Origin of the sequence: Pseudomonas sp. 8209 (assembly GCF_028682105.1) — a bacterium.
GTDB lineage: Bacteria > Pseudomonadota > Gammaproteobacteria > Pseudomonadales > Pseudomonadaceae > Aquipseudomonas > Aquipseudomonas palmensis.
This window is the reverse complement of sequence record NZ_JANIAH010000002.1, coordinates 194,033-209,993: the sequence shown is the minus strand read 5'-3', so window position 1 is coordinate 209,993 and position 15,961 is coordinate 194,033. Positions and strand designations below refer to the sequence as shown.

Annotated in this window: 18 protein-coding genes and 1 pseudogene; 2 read left to right on the top strand and 17 right to left on the bottom strand. The window is 57.0% G+C overall.

What is annotated here, in order from left to right; all coding sequences use genetic code 11:
* Positions 1-27: 27 nt before the first annotated feature.
* The 10 genes from NP552_RS04540 to pilM form a co-directional block, all read right to left on the bottom strand.
* Positions 28-633, bottom strand: a complete 606-nt coding sequence (locus NP552_RS04540) for a DUF3275 family protein (RefSeq protein WP_274096488.1) — start codon at positions 631-633, stop codon at positions 28-30.
* Positions 634-695: 62 nt separating this feature from the next.
* Positions 696-827, bottom strand: a complete 132-nt coding sequence (locus NP552_RS26015; RefSeq protein WP_443201028.1) for a DUF5983 family protein — start codon at positions 825-827, stop codon at positions 696-698.
* 346 nt (positions 828-1,173) lie between these two features.
* Positions 1,174-1,494, bottom strand: a complete 321-nt coding sequence (locus tag NP552_RS04535) for a hypothetical protein (RefSeq protein WP_043287754.1) — start codon at positions 1,492-1,494, stop codon at positions 1,174-1,176.
* A 309-nt stretch (positions 1,495-1,803) separates the two neighbouring features.
* Entirely contained in the window at positions 1,804-2,154 is a 351-nt protein-coding gene (locus NP552_RS04530; protein WP_103463313.1) for a hypothetical protein, read from the bottom strand.
* 76 nt (positions 2,155-2,230) lie between these two features.
* The gene (locus NP552_RS04525; RefSeq protein ID WP_274096487.1) at positions 2,231-2,656 is read right to left on the bottom strand and encodes a hypothetical protein; all 426 of its coding nucleotides are present in this window, start codon (positions 2,654-2,656) and stop codon (positions 2,231-2,233) included.
* A gap of 77 nt (positions 2,657-2,733) precedes the next feature.
* Positions 2,734-2,892 carry a hypothetical protein gene (locus NP552_RS04520; RefSeq protein WP_274096486.1) on the bottom strand — a complete coding sequence of 53 codons (159 nt, stop codon included), beginning with the start codon at positions 2,890-2,892 and terminating at the stop codon, positions 2,734-2,736.
* A gap of 53 nt (positions 2,893-2,945) precedes the next feature.
* Positions 2,946-3,515, bottom strand: a complete 570-nt coding sequence (locus tag NP552_RS04515) for an STY4534 family ICE replication protein (RefSeq protein ID WP_274096485.1) — start codon at positions 3,513-3,515, stop codon at positions 2,946-2,948.
* Between the two features lie 700 nt (positions 3,516-4,215).
* Positions 4,216-4,566 (bottom strand): hypothetical protein, encoded by a 351-nt coding sequence (locus NP552_RS04510; RefSeq protein WP_274096484.1) that lies wholly within the window; start codon positions 4,564-4,566, stop codon positions 4,216-4,218.
* Between the two features lie 106 nt (positions 4,567-4,672).
* Positions 4,673-5,029 carry a hypothetical protein gene (locus NP552_RS04505; protein ID WP_274096483.1) on the bottom strand — a complete coding sequence of 119 codons (357 nt, stop codon included), beginning with the start codon at positions 5,027-5,029 and terminating at the stop codon, positions 4,673-4,675.
* A gap of 893 nt (positions 5,030-5,922) precedes the next feature.
* A complete protein-coding gene (pilM, locus tag NP552_RS04500) occupies positions 5,923-6,363 on the bottom strand; it encodes a type IV pilus biogenesis protein PilM (RefSeq protein WP_225231623.1) in 441 nt (146 codons plus the stop codon).
* Between the two features lie 104 nt (positions 6,364-6,467).
* Between pilM and NP552_RS04495 the strand changes: the two genes are divergently transcribed.
* Together NP552_RS04495 and NP552_RS04490 are read left to right on the top strand one after the other, a co-directional pair.
* Entirely contained in the window at positions 6,468-6,746 is a 279-nt protein-coding gene (locus NP552_RS04495; protein ID WP_274096482.1) for a helix-turn-helix domain-containing protein, read from the top strand.
* Entirely contained in the window at positions 6,721-7,881 is a 1,161-nt protein-coding gene (locus tag NP552_RS04490) for a site-specific integrase (RefSeq protein ID WP_274096481.1), read from the top strand. Before NP552_RS04495 ends, NP552_RS04490 begins: the two co-directional genes overlap by 26 nt.
* A gap of 819 nt (positions 7,882-8,700) precedes the next feature.
* Here the strand turns inward: NP552_RS04490 and pilV are convergent.
* The 7 genes and pseudogenes from pilV to pilO2 form a co-directional block, all read right to left on the bottom strand.
* Positions 8,701-9,911: pseudogene (pilV, locus tag NP552_RS04485) on the bottom strand (shufflon system plasmid conjugative transfer pilus tip adhesin PilV).
* Entirely contained in the window at positions 9,901-10,845 is a 945-nt protein-coding gene (locus NP552_RS04480; RefSeq protein WP_274096480.1) for an ATPase, T2SS/T4P/T4SS family, read from the bottom strand. The pseudogene pilV and the gene NP552_RS04480 overlap by 11 nt, the downstream one beginning before the upstream one ends.
* Before the next feature lie 11 nt (positions 10,846-10,856).
* Positions 10,857-11,372 (bottom strand): type 4 pilus major pilin, encoded by a 516-nt coding sequence (locus NP552_RS04475; protein ID WP_225231628.1) that lies wholly within the window; start codon positions 11,370-11,372, stop codon positions 10,857-10,859.
* 22 nt (positions 11,373-11,394) lie between these two features.
* Positions 11,395-12,561 (bottom strand): type II secretion system F family protein, encoded by a 1,167-nt coding sequence (locus NP552_RS04470; protein WP_274096479.1) that lies wholly within the window; start codon positions 12,559-12,561, stop codon positions 11,395-11,397.
* Positions 12,554-14,092: a GspE/PulE family protein gene (locus NP552_RS04465; RefSeq protein WP_274096478.1), complete on the bottom strand. Its 1,539-nt coding sequence runs from the start codon at positions 14,090-14,092 to the stop codon at positions 12,554-12,556. Before NP552_RS04465 ends, NP552_RS04470 begins: the two co-directional genes overlap by 8 nt.
* A gap of 12 nt (positions 14,093-14,104) precedes the next feature.
* A complete protein-coding gene (gene pilP / locus NP552_RS04460) occupies positions 14,105-14,635 on the bottom strand; it encodes a type IV pilus biogenesis protein PilP (protein ID WP_225231631.1) in 531 nt (176 codons plus the stop codon).
* Positions 14,625-15,959 (bottom strand): type 4b pilus protein PilO2, encoded by a 1,335-nt coding sequence (gene pilO2 / locus NP552_RS04455; RefSeq protein WP_274096573.1) that lies wholly within the window; start codon positions 15,957-15,959, stop codon positions 14,625-14,627. The genes pilP and pilO2 overlap by 11 nt, the downstream gene beginning before the upstream one ends.
* Positions 15,960-15,961 lie beyond the last annotated feature (2 nt).

Here is a 15,961-nt window from a genome sequence, read left to right as displayed (position 1 = left end):
ACTGCGGTAGTGGTCTGGCAGGGCGCTTTAAGGCGAAGCCCTGGTCCAGGTTTGAGTTTTGAAGTCCATGGTAAAACCGAGCAGGTCCAGCCGCGTGCACTGGGCGCGCAGCCGTTGTCGGTCTACGGTGGTGTCGAGCCTCACGGTTTCGCTCAATGGCCAAACTGTGCCAAATAGCTCGGCATCGATGTCGTTCGTGCTCGGTGGCTCCGATGGACTCATCCCGAAGGGCTCATCCGAGGCGAAGGCATCACTTTGGGGTTGTCGCGCCGGCGTACTTGGAGTCCGACGTGGCGGTATCGGTATGGGTGGTGGCCCGTCCTCTTCAAGAGGGTCAGGGACGTTGGTTGGCAGGTGTTCTTCGTCTTCGCGACTGAGACCTGTGACATCCTCCAGGGTCATGCCCTCGAGTTCAGCCCTGATCTCAACAACGAGTCGACCGCCGTGTGAGTAATACGATGGGCGAATCTGCTTGATCGCGAAGTCACCTCGGTATTTACCCTCCTGGTACTGATCCAGAAGAGCATCCTTGATGGTGAACTCACCGATCGAGGTACTGAGGCGGCCGACGTTGAATAGCCCGAGTCGGCCGGAGATGGTGCGGATGGCCAACTGGCCGGTGATTGAGATCATGTGCGCTCCCCGTAAAGCATGGGGAACTCCCAGCGGGCGTTCCCCGCGAGGGTGGAAGGTGGTCAGCAGTCGAACAGCGGCAGACCGTCGAGAACGTTGCTGTTGGGGTCGATGACCAGGAACCTCACTTCAGCCTGAGCGGCAAGAGTGAGTACTCGGATGGTCTCCTCACTGAAGCCCTCGGTGGCTTGCAGAGCTTGAAGTGTCGACAGTTCGTACCCCCAGTACTGTCCCGATGTTGGTTGGTCCAGGGCGTACTGAGAAGTTTGAAGCCGATGGCGTCACTGTCGGGCAGGGTGAAGCACTCGAACTGAAGCAGAGCTGTATCAGCAGTTTCAACGAGTGCCTGCAGCTCCTCCCAGTCCTCCTCGGGCAAGTGTGCAGATGCGATCTCGAACGCTTGGCTGCAGCAGGGATGAAGTACAGGGTGATCGCCGGCAGCGATGTTGAAGGGGTTGGGTGATTGTGCCATGTGGCGTGCTCCTGGTTGAGAGGAAGCCACCCCAGAGGGTGACCCCTCTGGGTGATTAACTGGCTGTGTCAGGCGGGGTCTGCAGTGGGCTGCAGCTGGATCTGGATGTAGGCAGGCTCGTTCTCGGGGGTGACGACTCGCAAAGCGAGGGCAACCCAGTCACGTTGGCGGCCAGTATGGCGCTTTGTGTACACGCCGAAGGTGAAAGCCTTGGCCAGAGGTTGCTGCTTGAGTTCTTGCCACGCCGTTTGTACGACGGTGGCGAGGCGTTGGCTCATTTCGGCTACCCGGTCAGGGTTTTCGAGATAGACCGCACGCATCCACGCAGCGTTGTCCAGGACAACCGGAAGGGTGAGGTATGCCTCGGACGAGGCGGATGGTATGGACATCAGAGGACTCCAGAATGAGCGAGGCCTCAGTCCGCGAGGGATGAGATCCCCGCGGGTAGGTAAAGTAGAAGGCACTCCATCACTGAGTGATGTGATCGCGCTGCCGAGTGCTAGGCGATCTTGGGTGGGTTGGCGCAATGCGCTGGAGCCTTAAACCCTGGCTCCGGGAGGCACTGTCAACGACAGTGAACCAATACGGAATTCGTTGCCCGGGCTGTAGGCAGAGGCCTCACAGTTGCCCGGTGACTGCTTTGAAAGTCCCCCCGAAGGGATACCCTTCGGGGTGGAGGACTGGTGATACAGGGTGGGTCAGATCATGTCTTCGTAGATGTCTTCCCAGAGGTTGGAACTAGCTTCCTGTACAGCGCGGTAGTGCTCATCATCGAGCTGGAAGCCCTGCCGTTCTGCCTCACGTTTGAACAACTGGTCGTGAGGAAAGGTGAGAGCTGCATATTGATCTCGCAGCGTAGTGAGCAGGCTCATCTCGTACAGTTCGAAGTATTGGCCACAGCGATCCAGGGCGAGTTTCGAGCTTGCTTTGATCGAGTCCGCGAACCGCCGCTCAAGAACGTCTACACGGATGAAAGCCCCGGCAACTCGTTTCTCGAAGGGATTGGTGATGAACATGACGCCATTGAAGACTTGGGTGGCTTGGGACATGGTGATGCTCCGATGAGGGGTCACCAGCCCGCTCGGGCGATGTACCCGAAAGGTTCAAGTGCTGGAGTTGGTGGTCTTACAGGTCGTTCGGGTCCATGAGGCCCTGGGTGACCCTGAGAATGCGTGTGTTGACTCGAAGATCCTTGGGAGTGACCTTGCCTCGGGCGTAGGCCATGTCAGCTAGGTGGTGGGTGCGGCCGCAGAGCTGCGAATAGACGTCTACAAGGCGATATCTGTCATTCGACAGTTCGTCATCCATTACCGACCAGGACGAGTCGAGGTGAGAAAGCAACGAGATGAAATCGGACCAGGACATGTACGTGTAATCTTGAATACGCGCCCCGTGGTCATCGATCTCGCAGCCCAGAGAGGCGAACGAAGTCGAGTAGTACAACCTAGGCTTTTGACCCTGATCCCGTAGCTCCAGAATATCTGAGTGCGCGGTGCCGAAGTCAGGGAAGCACTGCTGAATATCTCCAGCAACAGTGATGTAGTAAGGCATGGCGATGTCCTCGGTGAGGAAAACGCCTCCCGCAGGGGATCGGCGTCCCCTGCAGGGTAGGAAGCAAGTTGGTGTGATCAGTGGGTCAGCATGGTTGTGACTGAGCTGGCTTTGCGGTTTAGGGCATCGATAACGAAACCACTCAGCCCGATGAAAGCACACGCACCGAAAACAATGTCGCCGAGGATGACGGCGGCGACCAGGATAAGAAGGTTCAACGCGAACAGAATTTTCATGACTGCCTCCTTGGCAGAAAGTGAAGGCGCTGAAATCAGCGCCTTGATAGGGGTTATGCAGCCTGGTTGGGCTCCTGAGGATCATTACCGAAGTCAGGTTCGAGCTGTTCACCGAACTGGTCGGCGACTGGCTGTCCTTGATTCACGGGTTGCTCAGGTTGATCCTGATTCAACGCTTGATCCACACCAGGTTGTCCCTGATTGTCAGCGGGCGGGGTGGCGTTTTTCGGCTTCGCTTCGTACACCAGCTTGCCGTCAACTTTGATCCAGCCGATGAAGAGCAGGCGGCCTTTGAGGCTTGCGCCGGCCTGACCTTTCTTCTCGCCTTTATCATAGGTGAAAGCATCAGCCCAGATGTCGCCGATTCGGAAGGAGACGAGCACCTTCTTTTTGGCTTCAACGGCCTGTTGGCAGCGTTTAACCAGCGATTCTGCCTCGGCACCGACAACGTTGCAGTCGATGTAGGAGTACTCGGCTTTATCAGTTGCACCGTGCAATGCTGCAACGGTGACACAGGTGAAGGGTTTGCCCTTGCGAGGACTGACTTCACGGATACGGTTGAGGTAGCCGATGCCAGTGGTGTGCAGGTCGAAGAATTTGGCTTCGTTGGATTGGTTGGTCATGGTGATTCTCCAGTTTCAATAGTGAAAGCGGAGAAACACTTCGCCCATGGGGGAAAGTATTCCCCGCGTGGGTTGGGATGTAGCAAGTTGGGTGGGCTTCCATCAATCGAGAGATTGATCAATCGCGCTTCCGGAAGCTTGGCGATTTTGGGGCGATCAACACCGCAATGGGTGTAGCAGTCTTTCAGATCATGACTGCTCGGGCTTGGGTTACTGACGACGTCAGCAGCTCACGGTCACAAGGATGGAAACGGAGAAACACATTGTCAAGCCCTGAAAGAAAAAAACCCTCCAGCTGGAGGGTTAAGAGGGGGGAAATCGACGTTCAATGTGCCCGAAGAATCTTCTGGCACCGCCGTTTGATGTTAGGCCAATCAGCCCACACTGCCATGCCGATGCAGATGAAGAGCAGGGCGGTGAACATGAGGATACCGAATGTAGTGTGGCTCATATCATTCCTCCGGGGTGAGGTAGATGCCTGTGATCCAGATTACAACACCCACCACGAGGGCGAAAGCGGTAAGCAGCCTGCTAGTGCTGAGGAAGATACCCACAAGGGCGGCGGCGACGGCAGTCGTCCCGATCTTGCGAAGGTCGTCTGCTACAGCTGCGCGTTTTTTTGATGCCATGGCGTTCCTTTGATTGCCAGGCCCTCACCTTGCCAGGTGGAGTTCCTGGCACTGGGTGAGGTGGGAGAGAGTTAGATCGCAACTGGAGTTATGAGATCGTCCAGCGGGCCCATACGCAGCTCTGGAGCTTTGGCTTTGCTCGGCTTGCGCTGGCGGGTGCGGCGCTTGCTCGGTGGGACCGCTTTGGTGTTGGCATCGAACCACTGGTTCAGGTCAACGCCGCGGCGTGCGAGGGTAGGAATGCGGCAGAGCTCATCCCAGTCGTTTCGGGTGGGCGTTATGCTCGTGAGATGAGCAACAGGCTGGGCTTGGGTTGGGACAGCTGGAGTTGTCCGTTTCATGGAGCGCACGAACTCACGGGTGAGGGTGCCGAGCGCGTAGCCAAAACGGAAGCTGGTCGATGGTACGGATACTGCGGTCATGATGGTTCTCCTGCGGTTTGGAATGCGGAGAAACACTGACCCCAGGGGGAGTGGTTTCCCCGTTGGGTTTACTGCGTGTGGAACACTGGGTTAATCGAGGGCTCTTTCAGTCGACCTCAAAGCAGCCACAAGGACAGGTCAGCCAAGTGAGACCGTGGGCGCAGATACCGTTGTCACGGTCTGCGGCTTCAATCTCGAGCAGCTCAGCCTCAGAAACATAGTCGTATGCATGCCTGGCAAAAGCGAACGCATACTGGACCTCAGCATTGAGGCTTTCTTCGTTGCCGAAGGTTTCTCGCATCCTTTTGCAAAAGTGCGAGCGAACTACTGCCTCATAAGTTGGATAGCGTTGAACCGCCTCGCCGTACAGCTTGCCGATGGAGTCTTCAATAGCTTCCGATGAGGCTGTGCCTTGGTAAACAGGCGCGCCTTCGTCAAGATCGAGTTCAGAAAGTTGGGTCATGAGTGTTTCCTGCGTAGAGAATTGCAGAGAAACACTTTGCCCTGCAGGGAAGTGATTCCCCACTGGGTTTGCGGAAGGAGCTTCTATCGACGGATGTCGATCGGTCGTGCTACCAGAAGCTGAACGACCTTGGGGAGGATCACACGATTGACGTGCTGCAGCATTACGGATCCGAGCTGCATGGGGCATGTTGCTGACGACGTCAGCAGATCACGGCTTAATAATCGGAGTGGGGAGGGGTTGTGTCAAGCGGGAGGGGATGGAAAGGGCGAGAGGGGAGGGAGAAGGCCGGCTGGATCAGACCTTGAAAGGTGACCCAGCCGTGAATTGAAAAAAAGTTGAAGGAGCCACCTGTGTCGGAATCGTCGATCCCTGGGCATTGATCGTCTCGATTCTCATCACCTGGCCATTCTCGTGGCTTTGGCCAGCAAACGTGAGGCACGCATCCGCGCACAAAAGGAGCCCGGCTTATCGCCGGCGGGCCACCGGCAGGGGGGAGAGTACCCTTTGGGTAGCCTGATGGACCTTCGACAAGTCCATCAGGCTACCCAAAGGGAAGAAAAGAGGAGGGGCCACATTACCAATGTGGCCCTTGGATCAAAGAAGCACCGAACCTCTTGAAACTCTATGTGCCTTTGAACTCGATCATCACGAGTTAGACGGCTGCGCGACTAGAGAGAGCAGGGAGACACAGGGAGAGCTTTCAACCAGATCCGCACGCCCTTCCCGGAGCTATAGCGTGCTTACGGTTTGGTGTTGAGGCGAACCACAACACCTGGGCGCTACTGATGACCGTCAGTAGCCAGCGGGGTTGAACCAGAACTGATGTCATTATGGGTTGTACAACGGCCGGGATGCAAGGCTTGTAGGCATTTTCGCACGGCGTCAACGGTTCAATAGACCGCAACGACTGCCCCTTCTGGGACTGGCGCTGGAACAGCGATGGCCATGCTCCCTCCCTTCGGCGAGAACAACTGGCCCGACCTCTTAATACCAACCGTCGTGGACTCAGTGCGCTCGCTCAGTGCGGAAGGCAGGCCGGCAGGTACTATTCCGGTGAGGTAGGTGTATGAGATCCCACCGACGACGTACGTGGCGATCCCGCTCTGCTTGGTGTACCAGCTCGGAAGGTTCAGCGATGCGTCCGCCGGCGCTCCAGTGAATCCAGGATTGGTCCGGGCATACTCTGCTGCGGCAGAGCGGTAAACCAGCATGCTCCGGCTGAGGGCATCGATCGTTGCCTGCTCAGAAACGACCTCATCGGTGTGCTGCACCTGGGTGAAGATGCCTCCTGCCACGATCAGCAGGGTCATAGCGATCCAGTAGATGTACATGAAGAAATCCTGAGGATTGAGCGTTGTGGACTATAGTCCGCTGACGATTATAGTCAACAACCCGAAAATTCTGACCTTTCATCTCGTGATCTCGGGTTGGACTTTTGGAATTACAACCAGACTCTTCGAAAAAGCACAATCATGCATTCGGCATGGTGCTGGCCGAGCTGCGCATCGCTCGGGGCATCTCGCAAGAAAAGCTGAGCTTCGAAGCCGGGGTTGATAGGTCGTACATCAGTCTGCTTGAGCGTGGCCACAAATCTCCTACCCTGGATACCGTTTTCAACCTTTGCCGCGCATTGGATACTCGATTCGACCAGCTGGCCAGGCTGCTGCAGGCCAAACTGGAAGAGTTGAATGACCCAGGACATGACGCTCGCTGAAGGCTTGACCCTTTATCGACAGAAAGTCTCCGTACTAAAGAAAGGCTTTGTACAAGAAAGTTACCGTATCTCGAGTCTGCTGAAGTCCCAGTATGCCGACAAGAACATGCGTGATTTTCGAAGTCCCGATATCGCTAGTCTCCGCGACCAACGCCTCTCGCAGACCAACCATAAAACGGGTTTGCCCATTTCGCCATCGACGGTGCGTCTGGAAATGTCGTTGCTGTCGAACGTGTTCGACATCGGCCGGATCGAGTGGGGGGTGTGCGAGTCTAACCCGGTCTCGAATGTACGCAAACCGAAAGCAGCACCTGGCCGTGATCGGCGATTAACCGCTCGTGAGGAGCGCCAGATCATGCGTTATTGCCACGCGCATCCCACACCAGATCTATACGTCCTGATCGTCCTGGCGATCGAGACGGCTATGCGCCAAGGAGAGCTGTTGAAGCTTGAGTGGGAGCACATCAGCTTACAGCGGCGAATCGCGCACCTGCCCGATACCAAAAACGGATCGAAGCGGGACGTGCCCCTGAGCCTCAAGGCTCGTGATGCGCTAATTCAGCTCGGGGCCCGGACGAAGGGCAAGGTATTCGGCTACACCGCCAATGGATTGAAATCGGCCTGGCGCATCATGCTCCAGCGCCTGGAAATCAAGGACCTTCATTTCCACGACCTCAGGCATGAAGCCTGCTCGCGCCTGTTTGAACTTGGAACGCTCGACATCATGGAAATTGCTGCGATCAGTGGGCACAAGAGTCTCGCGATGTTGAAGAGATACACGCATTTGAAAGCGTCCCGATTGGTCAAAAAGCTCGAGGGAAATAAGCACCGCGGCCAGCAGGTCATCATCAATCACCTGGTTCCTTATCCTGCTGTAGTTTCGGAAACCCCCAGCGGCGTCACGGTGCGGGTGCTCGACTTCGATGGTGTGCAAGGCGCTGGCCGGACAGTGGAGCTGGCAAAGCGAGTGGCGCAAGATGCGCTACTACGGCATCTCATGGTGTCATTGCGGGACAAAGAACCTATTCCAGCACCAGACCAGTATTTGGAACAGGTCAACGAAGGCGACATAATCATGCTGGACCCTTTGAGCCAAGCTCCCCCTCTTGAAGGGGCTCACACTTTTCTGGGGTGATTAGGTGATGCTCAGGGCTGTCCTGACCAGGCAGGCCGGGCATCTCAAGGAGATCCTGTTTTGCCAATCCGGTGTGTGGACTAAAGCCGCCTCAGGCGGTAGTTGGGGAGGATCATATTTCTACAGCCCTGGGCATGGAGGGTGCTACGTGGGCAATCCGCTAACAGGCGGATGTAGTTGCCCTACGGGGTACTCCGGATACACAGCTTTCTCAATTGCTGTGGGAGGATGTTATCCATGCACTCTATATCAATGCTCAAAGGCTAATTAGCGATTTTCAATGCGCACGTATAGGACCGCATCGACGTCTATTGAGCTACGAAAATTGAACTTGGCAGAGTCTAATTGCAGGCGATTACATAGCTGTATATCCCGCCAGGGTTGAATGCGCCTTTATCGTAGAAGCCACATGTAACTATTCTATCCACATCAGCATAAGCGTAGTTGCCGCCTGCATAATCTGGCCTGGGCGCGGGGTGGGGGTTGGCGGCATCGGCAACTCACCAGCTGCTTCTAGTACTGCCGCGTGGCGGCGGAATTTGCTGGCCGTGGATGATGACACCAGTAACGACCTTTCCACCGCCAACTGATAGCCATACCCCGGGTTGGCAAAACACAATTTTAACGGTAGCAGTAGACAACTTGGGTGCCAGAGCCGGAGTAATACCAGTTCCCTCCGCTAAATGTTAATGACTTCGAGTTTCCACTGCCGTAATTGAGGGTGCATATTACCCACGCCCCTAGATTAGAGCCGGTTACCCGATACGGCCCATCAAGTCCGCCACCGACCTTGGACCACACACCGGATTGGCAATTCTGTTAGAACTTGCAACAGAAGACTGTTGCCCAATCATTCTGCCCAACTGTTAAATCTGGGGTTCTGCTATATCTCCAGCCCTGACCAGTGGTGTCCCAGCCAATTTTGGTATAGCCAATCGGACAAGAGTAGGTTGTCACGTCGATAGGTCGATCATACCCAGGGATATTAAACGCTTCGCAAGTCGGGCTGCCTTGTCCGGCGGATTTCCACACCCCGGATTGGCAAGAAGGTGTGAGGCACTGACAGGTAAGGGGGCGCCCAGGTTGTTTTTCGATTGAATTCCGATCTTCGGGCACGCCTGTCCTTCCACAGCGGTGCTCTCGATATCCAGGTATTCTCCAACCGTCACACGTCCGTCTGCCTGCAGCGTGCCTCCGCGGATCTTCCCGCCGCTCAACAGGCCCTTGTCGTTTAGGACCCTGACCCAGTCTGCATCGGACTGGTAGATGCCTCCGCCCCACTTCTCGTTCACCCAGCCAGTGTCGTTCTGGCTTCTGAACCAGCCGTCCTTACTGGTGATGTCGCTCGTCGCGGTGATCGCCCTGGCATTGTTAATGTCGTTGCCACCCATATCGATGGCAGTGTTCATCCGGTTGTACTCAGGATGGCCTGGCACAGCGTTGCGATAGAGGTAGTCGTTGGCCAGGTCTCCGTCCATCAGGAACAGAGCGCTCGCGGTGTGGCCTTGTCCTAGGTTGATGCCGTAGTTACTGAGGGCGACTTCCCAGCCACCGCGCACGCCCTGGATCACCCCGGGCTTGAGCGCTGAGATGAAGCCGCCTGGTCCACCCAGGTGTTCAGCGATCGTACGAATGCCCAGCTCCGGGATGACCTGGCCACCGGTGGTGATCACGATGGCCTCGAGCTGGTTAGCGTTCAGGCGCCTGGCCAAACCAACAACGGTCTGGCCGAAGCCATTAGTCGAGCTGAAGCCCGCCGGCAGATATTTCGTGTTCTGCATCATGTCCACGGTGACCTGGACTGGCGTGGTCGGCCCAGCGTTGGTCAGCACCACGGAGTAGTTGTCTTTCAGATACTTCGCAAAAGCGTCGGCCACTGTCCGCTGGTGTTCGGCGGCGATGCGATAGTCCTGCTGGTTACTGAAGCTGAACATCCACCAGCCCGCGAGAGAGAGCATGATGGCCAGCACCATCAGACCGAACAGTGCGTCGATGGTGAAAAAGCCGGCCTGGTTGCGTTTACTGGCCATGCCAGAGACTCCTGTTTGATTGTGCGACGATGTCCTGCTCGATCATCTGGAGGTGCCCGTTGCGGATCTTCTCCCGGATGGACGGGGCGTCATCCTGGGACAGAGACAGGCATTGGAGAGTGAGTCGTGGCTGACCGTGGTCAGGACGGTAGAGTGCCTGGTGGATCACTGCCGTAAGTCCCTGCGAGAGAACCTCGAGGGCGTTCGGCATAACCGGTTCTGCCAGGACTGCCAGGCGCTTTATTCCGTTGGAGACGTCTCGGCCGTGCCCCGTCGAAAAAATCAGATGCCCGTTGATTGAGGCTTTAATCACCTCCACTGCTGTGGGTGTATCTCGGACTTCGCCGACCAGGATGAGGTCGGCTCTGGTACGCAGGGCTCGTATCAGCGTTTCTGAGTAACCTCCCTGGGCCCGGGAGACTGGTAGCTGAATGCAGCGTCCCGGCCCGTGCTCCCCCTGCAGGAGCGTTTCTGGCGGATCCTCAACCGTAAGTCCGAGCCCCCCCAGAGAGGTCAGGCGGGCCTTGACTGCCGAAGCGGCAGTGCTGGTCTTTCCGGCGCCCATCTCTCCGACGACGTACACAAGCCCTCTGGTGTGTTCATTCAAGAGGCAATCGTGGATATGGTCCGGTAGCCCAAGATCGTCGAGCGCAAGGATGGTTGCCCGAGAGCGGTTCAGTACAAAAAAAGGCTTCGCAAAGACGTCGAGTATGTACGTCACCCGCAAGAGCACTCGCTCTTCCAGAACTAGAGCAAACTCGGGCTCGCGGGTCGTCTCGAACTGACGCAAGCACTGGGCCTTGAGCTCCAGGATCTCGGATGCCCACTCAGCAGGAACAGGCATCTTGCGGGGCTGGCCTGCCAGCCCCTTTACGTCTGCGAAATCGTGCCCGAGGTAGAGATCCACGAAATCAGCATCTGCAATCAAGCTCACTCTGGCCGCCTTTAGTAAGTGGTCCAGGAAATCGAATTCGAATCGTTGGAGCAGCTTGTCGTCGCAGAAGCGGGCAGAACTTCACCGCTCGATGCCGTGCCGCCGTTGATGCTGGTGGTGGTCTGTTTGTCTTTACTGATCTTGGTTGCCAGCGTGATGCAGGCAGCCTTCGGCACATTGTTCTCGGTGATGGTGAAGCTCATACCGGCGCTCACCAACGTCACTGCGCCGTTCCACTGGTTCGTCAGAGTACTTCCGGACACGCCCATCGAGCCGGTCCCGTCGATGGCTATCAGCGACGGTACGAGGTTGGTGCCAGAGGCGCCGTAGCCGGACGATCCTTTCAGCTTTTTGGTGTTGGCAATGATCGAAGTGATGTTGCTCTGCTCGATCGCCGCGTCGGAGTTGCCGAGCATCTTGTAGCCCATCCAGGCAATGAAACCCAAGGCGATCGTGACGAGCATGATCCACATCACGCCGTCGACGGACAGGAAACCACGTTGTTTGTGGGGGGTAGAAAGTGCCATGTTATGCCTCTGTGGTGTGTGCTTAGCGTTGAATTGAATCCATCAGGCCCACGGCCAGCTGGAAGATACCGACCATCACGAAAATCATGAGCAACCCCATGAAAACTGCGGAGAGCGCAGTGAGGGACTTGGAGATGGCCTCCACTCGCTTGAGCATTTGCTCAAGCCAGCGATTGGCGAATCGCTCCATCGACTTCGCGAAGCCTTGGCGCGTGGCCAGGACCTGCAGGAAGTGGATGGCCATCTCATCCGGGAACTGGTGTCCAGCAAGCTTGAGAGCGGTACCGAAATCTTTACCCGAGCTGACGCCGTAATGGATGGCGTCAATCCGCTCTCGGAGCCAGGGAGAGGCGCTGCGACTCAGGATGTTTAAGGCGCTCAATTGGCCTACGCCGGCGCGGAGCATGACCGACATATTCAGGAGGAAGATCGAACCGTGCAGGACCTTGTAGATCGACCAAGGGGGGATGCTTTCGAGTCGTAATCTCGCCGTTTGCAAGAAGAGGCTCAGTTGTGTTTTCCAGACCGGGCTGTTGGGTTTAACTTGCAACCCACAGAAGTAGGGAAGGGTCACGAATGACGCGACGATCAGCGTCAGCATGACCGTCACGATCAGTAGCCCATAGTTCGTGACCAGGTTGGAAAGGCCATACAAGACCCCAGGAATCCCGGTCCAAGTTTCGGGATTTTGTCGCTGAGCCATCGATGGCACCATCCATGTGGCGATGACATACAGGAGCGCACCCATGAGCGTCCAGGTTATTGAGGGAAGCGCTACCACCGAGATGACCAGGCGGGCGATGCGCTGACGGGCCTCGATGAGCCGTACGCAATCGTGGAAAGCTTCCACCAGGTTGCCGGTTTTCTCCCCAGTGTCCACCAAGGAGGCTTCGTCATAGGGGAGATGGCTTCTGCAAGCTTCTGCCAGAGATTTGCCTCCGCGCACGAGCATGGCCACCTGACCACAAACGATCGACACGGGGTGCAGCTCTTTGCCGTCGTTGCTGAATGCCTTGGCGACAGTTTCCAGCGCTTCTTCGATCGGGATCCCATCCTCAAGTACCCCCATGAGACTCTCATAGAACTGCACCCGCTCGTTCTTGCCAAACTGCTTGGCGTAGAAGGTCACGACCCAGCCTTGAGCTGCCTCGCGTAAACCTGTCCAGAACTCTTGGAGCAGCTCAAGCATGGGAGAGCTCCAGCAACTGTCGATCAAAGTCGAGTGGGCCCGCAATGGTCTCTGCATGGCGCGGATCGATCGTGCCTGCAGCAATCTTCATGATCGCGTGGCTGATCTTCGTAATGCCGCCCATCTCTTTGACCCAGTACCTACGCGCGGCGCTTGCGCCACGCTGGCTGAAAACGTCCATGAACTGGAGGTTGGTCAGCAGCGTTTCGGCGATGACGGTGCGATCAACTACGCCCAGACCCCTGCACTGGCTGCAGCCTTCACCGAGGAGATTGACTTGCTCGAGGATCTGCAGGTCCTTCACGCGAGCCAGCAGGCCATCGTCGATGAGATGCGTATGCTCCTTCAGCGGTACACGGCAAGCGGGGCAAAGCACCGGCAACAACGATTGATTGATGAAGCCGGTCGTCAGCGCTGGGTCGGTGACCAGGTACTGCGGTACGCCCATGTCGATCAGGCGTTGGAGCGAGGCGATCGCATTGTTGGTGTGCAAGGTCGACCAGGTCGGATGTCCCGTCATGGCGCCGCTGTAGGCGGCTTTCGCAGACTCGACGTCACGGAGCTCCCCATACATCAGCACATCGGGATCCAGACGCACCGAATTCGTAATTGCCTCGTTCCAGGTTTCACCTGGGTAGATAGGGGACTGATTGGCCTTCAGTGGATATTCGGGCGGATCCTCAAGCGTGAGAATATGCCGAGTGCCACCGGTCTCGTCGTACAGCTCGTTGAGGTTTACCTGCAGCGACTTCGACTTGCCGGAGCCCGTCGGGCCGGTGATCAGGTTCAGACCGAAGGGCAGGCTACGCAGTCTTTTGAAGTCCTGAATCTGTACCGGCAGGAAGCCCAGAGCTTCGAAGGTCGTTTTGGACGTGTCGTCGTAGAGCAGCCGCATGATCATCATCGGTCCTTCGACGAGCGGCCGAGTGGCTACACGAGCCCCGTATAGTCCCAGCTCATTCACGAACTTTCGGCTGACTCGGGCATCTTGGGAGATGTGAGGCTTGTAGTAGTCGCCCGAAACGTCGCACATGCTGTTGTACAGCGCCGCGCAGAATTCTCTCCCGACGTTGCTTTTCTCCTGACGTACTTCCTTGAGCACGCCATACAGTCGGTACTTGATCCTGGTTATGTCATGCGAAACCACGATGTGGATATCGCTTGCGCCACGTCGATGGGCATCCCCCATAAACTCGACAACCTGGGCTTGTCGCTGTGTCTCGGCCAGCTTTTTCAGATCCGTCGAGACGGAGGTTTGATAAAGCGCTTTGATCTCTGACATCGAGGCATGCACGACCTCAAATTCGATCTCTTTGTGATCAAGTTGGTCCATGAAGGACATGACAAATGGATCGGAGAGGTGCTGTGGGGAGATGAACAGCTTCCCATCGGCAGTCAAAGCCAAGATCTGTCGAAGATCGTCTTTAATCGGGTGGGAGCCGCCTGGCGCAGTCAGCACAACGACTGGCAATGGGGCGACTGGGGAGTCAGCTGGATGGAGATCCACGGCTTCAGTGGAAAGGTTGGTCATGGCCAATACGCCTCATTGTTGCCCAGGAATCAGACCAGGAAGGCCCATCTGTGGTTGGGTCGTGCTCGCTCGGTTACCGAATACCAGTGGGAACCGCTTCCCTTCGCGGACCAGGACAACACCATCGAGCGTGACCTGCAGAACACGAAATCCTTCCGGCAACTCACTGCCGGGCTGCGCATCGATCTCGGAGCCGCCGCTATAGAGCAGCGTGGCCCGGAGCTTCTGGCCGGAGCCGCTAATTTGCTTCACCACTGGCAACACCGGCAGGCGGATGCCGGGGGTAGTGGGTATCGAAGGTGTCGGGAATCCACCAGCCTGCGGCAGCACCTGCTGCACTTGCTGCGCCTGCTGGACGTCCGACTCGCCGGAAGCTGTGCGCTCTGCTTTGTTCCGCTCGGTTTGAGCTTTGAACAAGATGGTTTCGCTTTGCACCCTGCCCAGCTCGCCGACGTCGATGCCAGAAAGACCAGGCTCAGCTGCTTGTACGACGGTGATCGGCAGCCAGAGCGACAGCAGAACCAGGCTGAGCTTATTTTGCATACAGGACTCCTGTGACTGACCAGATCAAGTGGTCGGCCTTGTATTCGGTCTTGATCTCCTGCAGGCGAAGTCCCTGAGTAGGGGCGCCATTGAAGGAGTCGTAAGGCAGAACGCCGGTGGTGTAGGACAGTTGATACTGTTTCCACTGAGGCGGCGGCGGTGGTGGTGGCGCGGGTTGCCCTGGTAGAGCAGGTTCCTGAGGTACAACCACCTGCATCGGTTGTAACTGCGGTTCCTGAGAGAAACTGTGGAACCAGGTGGTCAAAGCTTCGAGAGCATCACTGGCTTCGAGCAACGGATCATCACCCGCGGCGCCGACGGAGATGTCGAACCTCAGGGTGGCGGTGTTGCCTTGCTCGGCAAACTCTGGACGCATGGAGAAGTGGTTGGCAGTAGCTTTCGCCAGGCCGAGCGCGTTGCTGTTGCCATCCCGGTGATAAGTCGCCATGACCTGGGACCCATTGCACTCGGCCTTGTCGAATGACCATCCCTGAATGTTCAGGGGCAGTTGGTAGATCACCTGACTGCAAGTCTCCACGAAGTCGGTGACCGAGGGTTGCTTCGCCCAGGGGTGTTCCAGCGCTTGTATGGGTTGCTCGGTACCCGTTTTCTTCTGCAGCTCGGCCAGTTCCTCAAGGCGCTTTTTCTCAGCCGCTATGGCAGCTTGCCGAGCGACTTCAGCTTGATGGTCTTTCCATTGCGACCATGCCAGCAGGCCCCCTCCTACCAGCAGAACAACCAGGAGCAACTGAGCCAGTTCCGCCTTGGACATGCCGAACACAAGAGGGCGCAGCCGGTACTCGCGCTTGAGCCGGGACGGCTGGAGCAGCTCATCGATGTCGAGAGCTTCACCGCCCATGGAGAACTCAGGGGGGAGGAACTCTCGATCGAATTGAATACCGCGACTGCGCTGTTGTTGCACTCGCTTGCGGACTTCAGCTGCAGTGCCGATCAGGTCGCAACCGGGGATGATCCGGCCTTCGTGAACGGCAACGATGGCATAACGGTCTTGATCTGCGTCGACCGCCCAGGCGGCAATCCACGAATCCCCTAACTGGCCGGCCAACGTTGCGGCCAGTGAGTACATCCCCTTGTTGACATCCGAGGTTCGGGACACAAAGCCCGCCTGGATCATGAGTGAGGTTCTTCGGATCGCGACGATATCCAGGCTATGTTCCTGGCCGTATTGCCGCGCCTCCTTCATGTAACTCGTCATGTTGCCCAGGGGAATCCAGAGCATCCCTGTAACGAAGACGCGCCCACGGTGCTGGATGGTCTGCACCCGGCTTGACGGTTTAGGGGTGTCGGTGTTCAAGAGCGCCACCA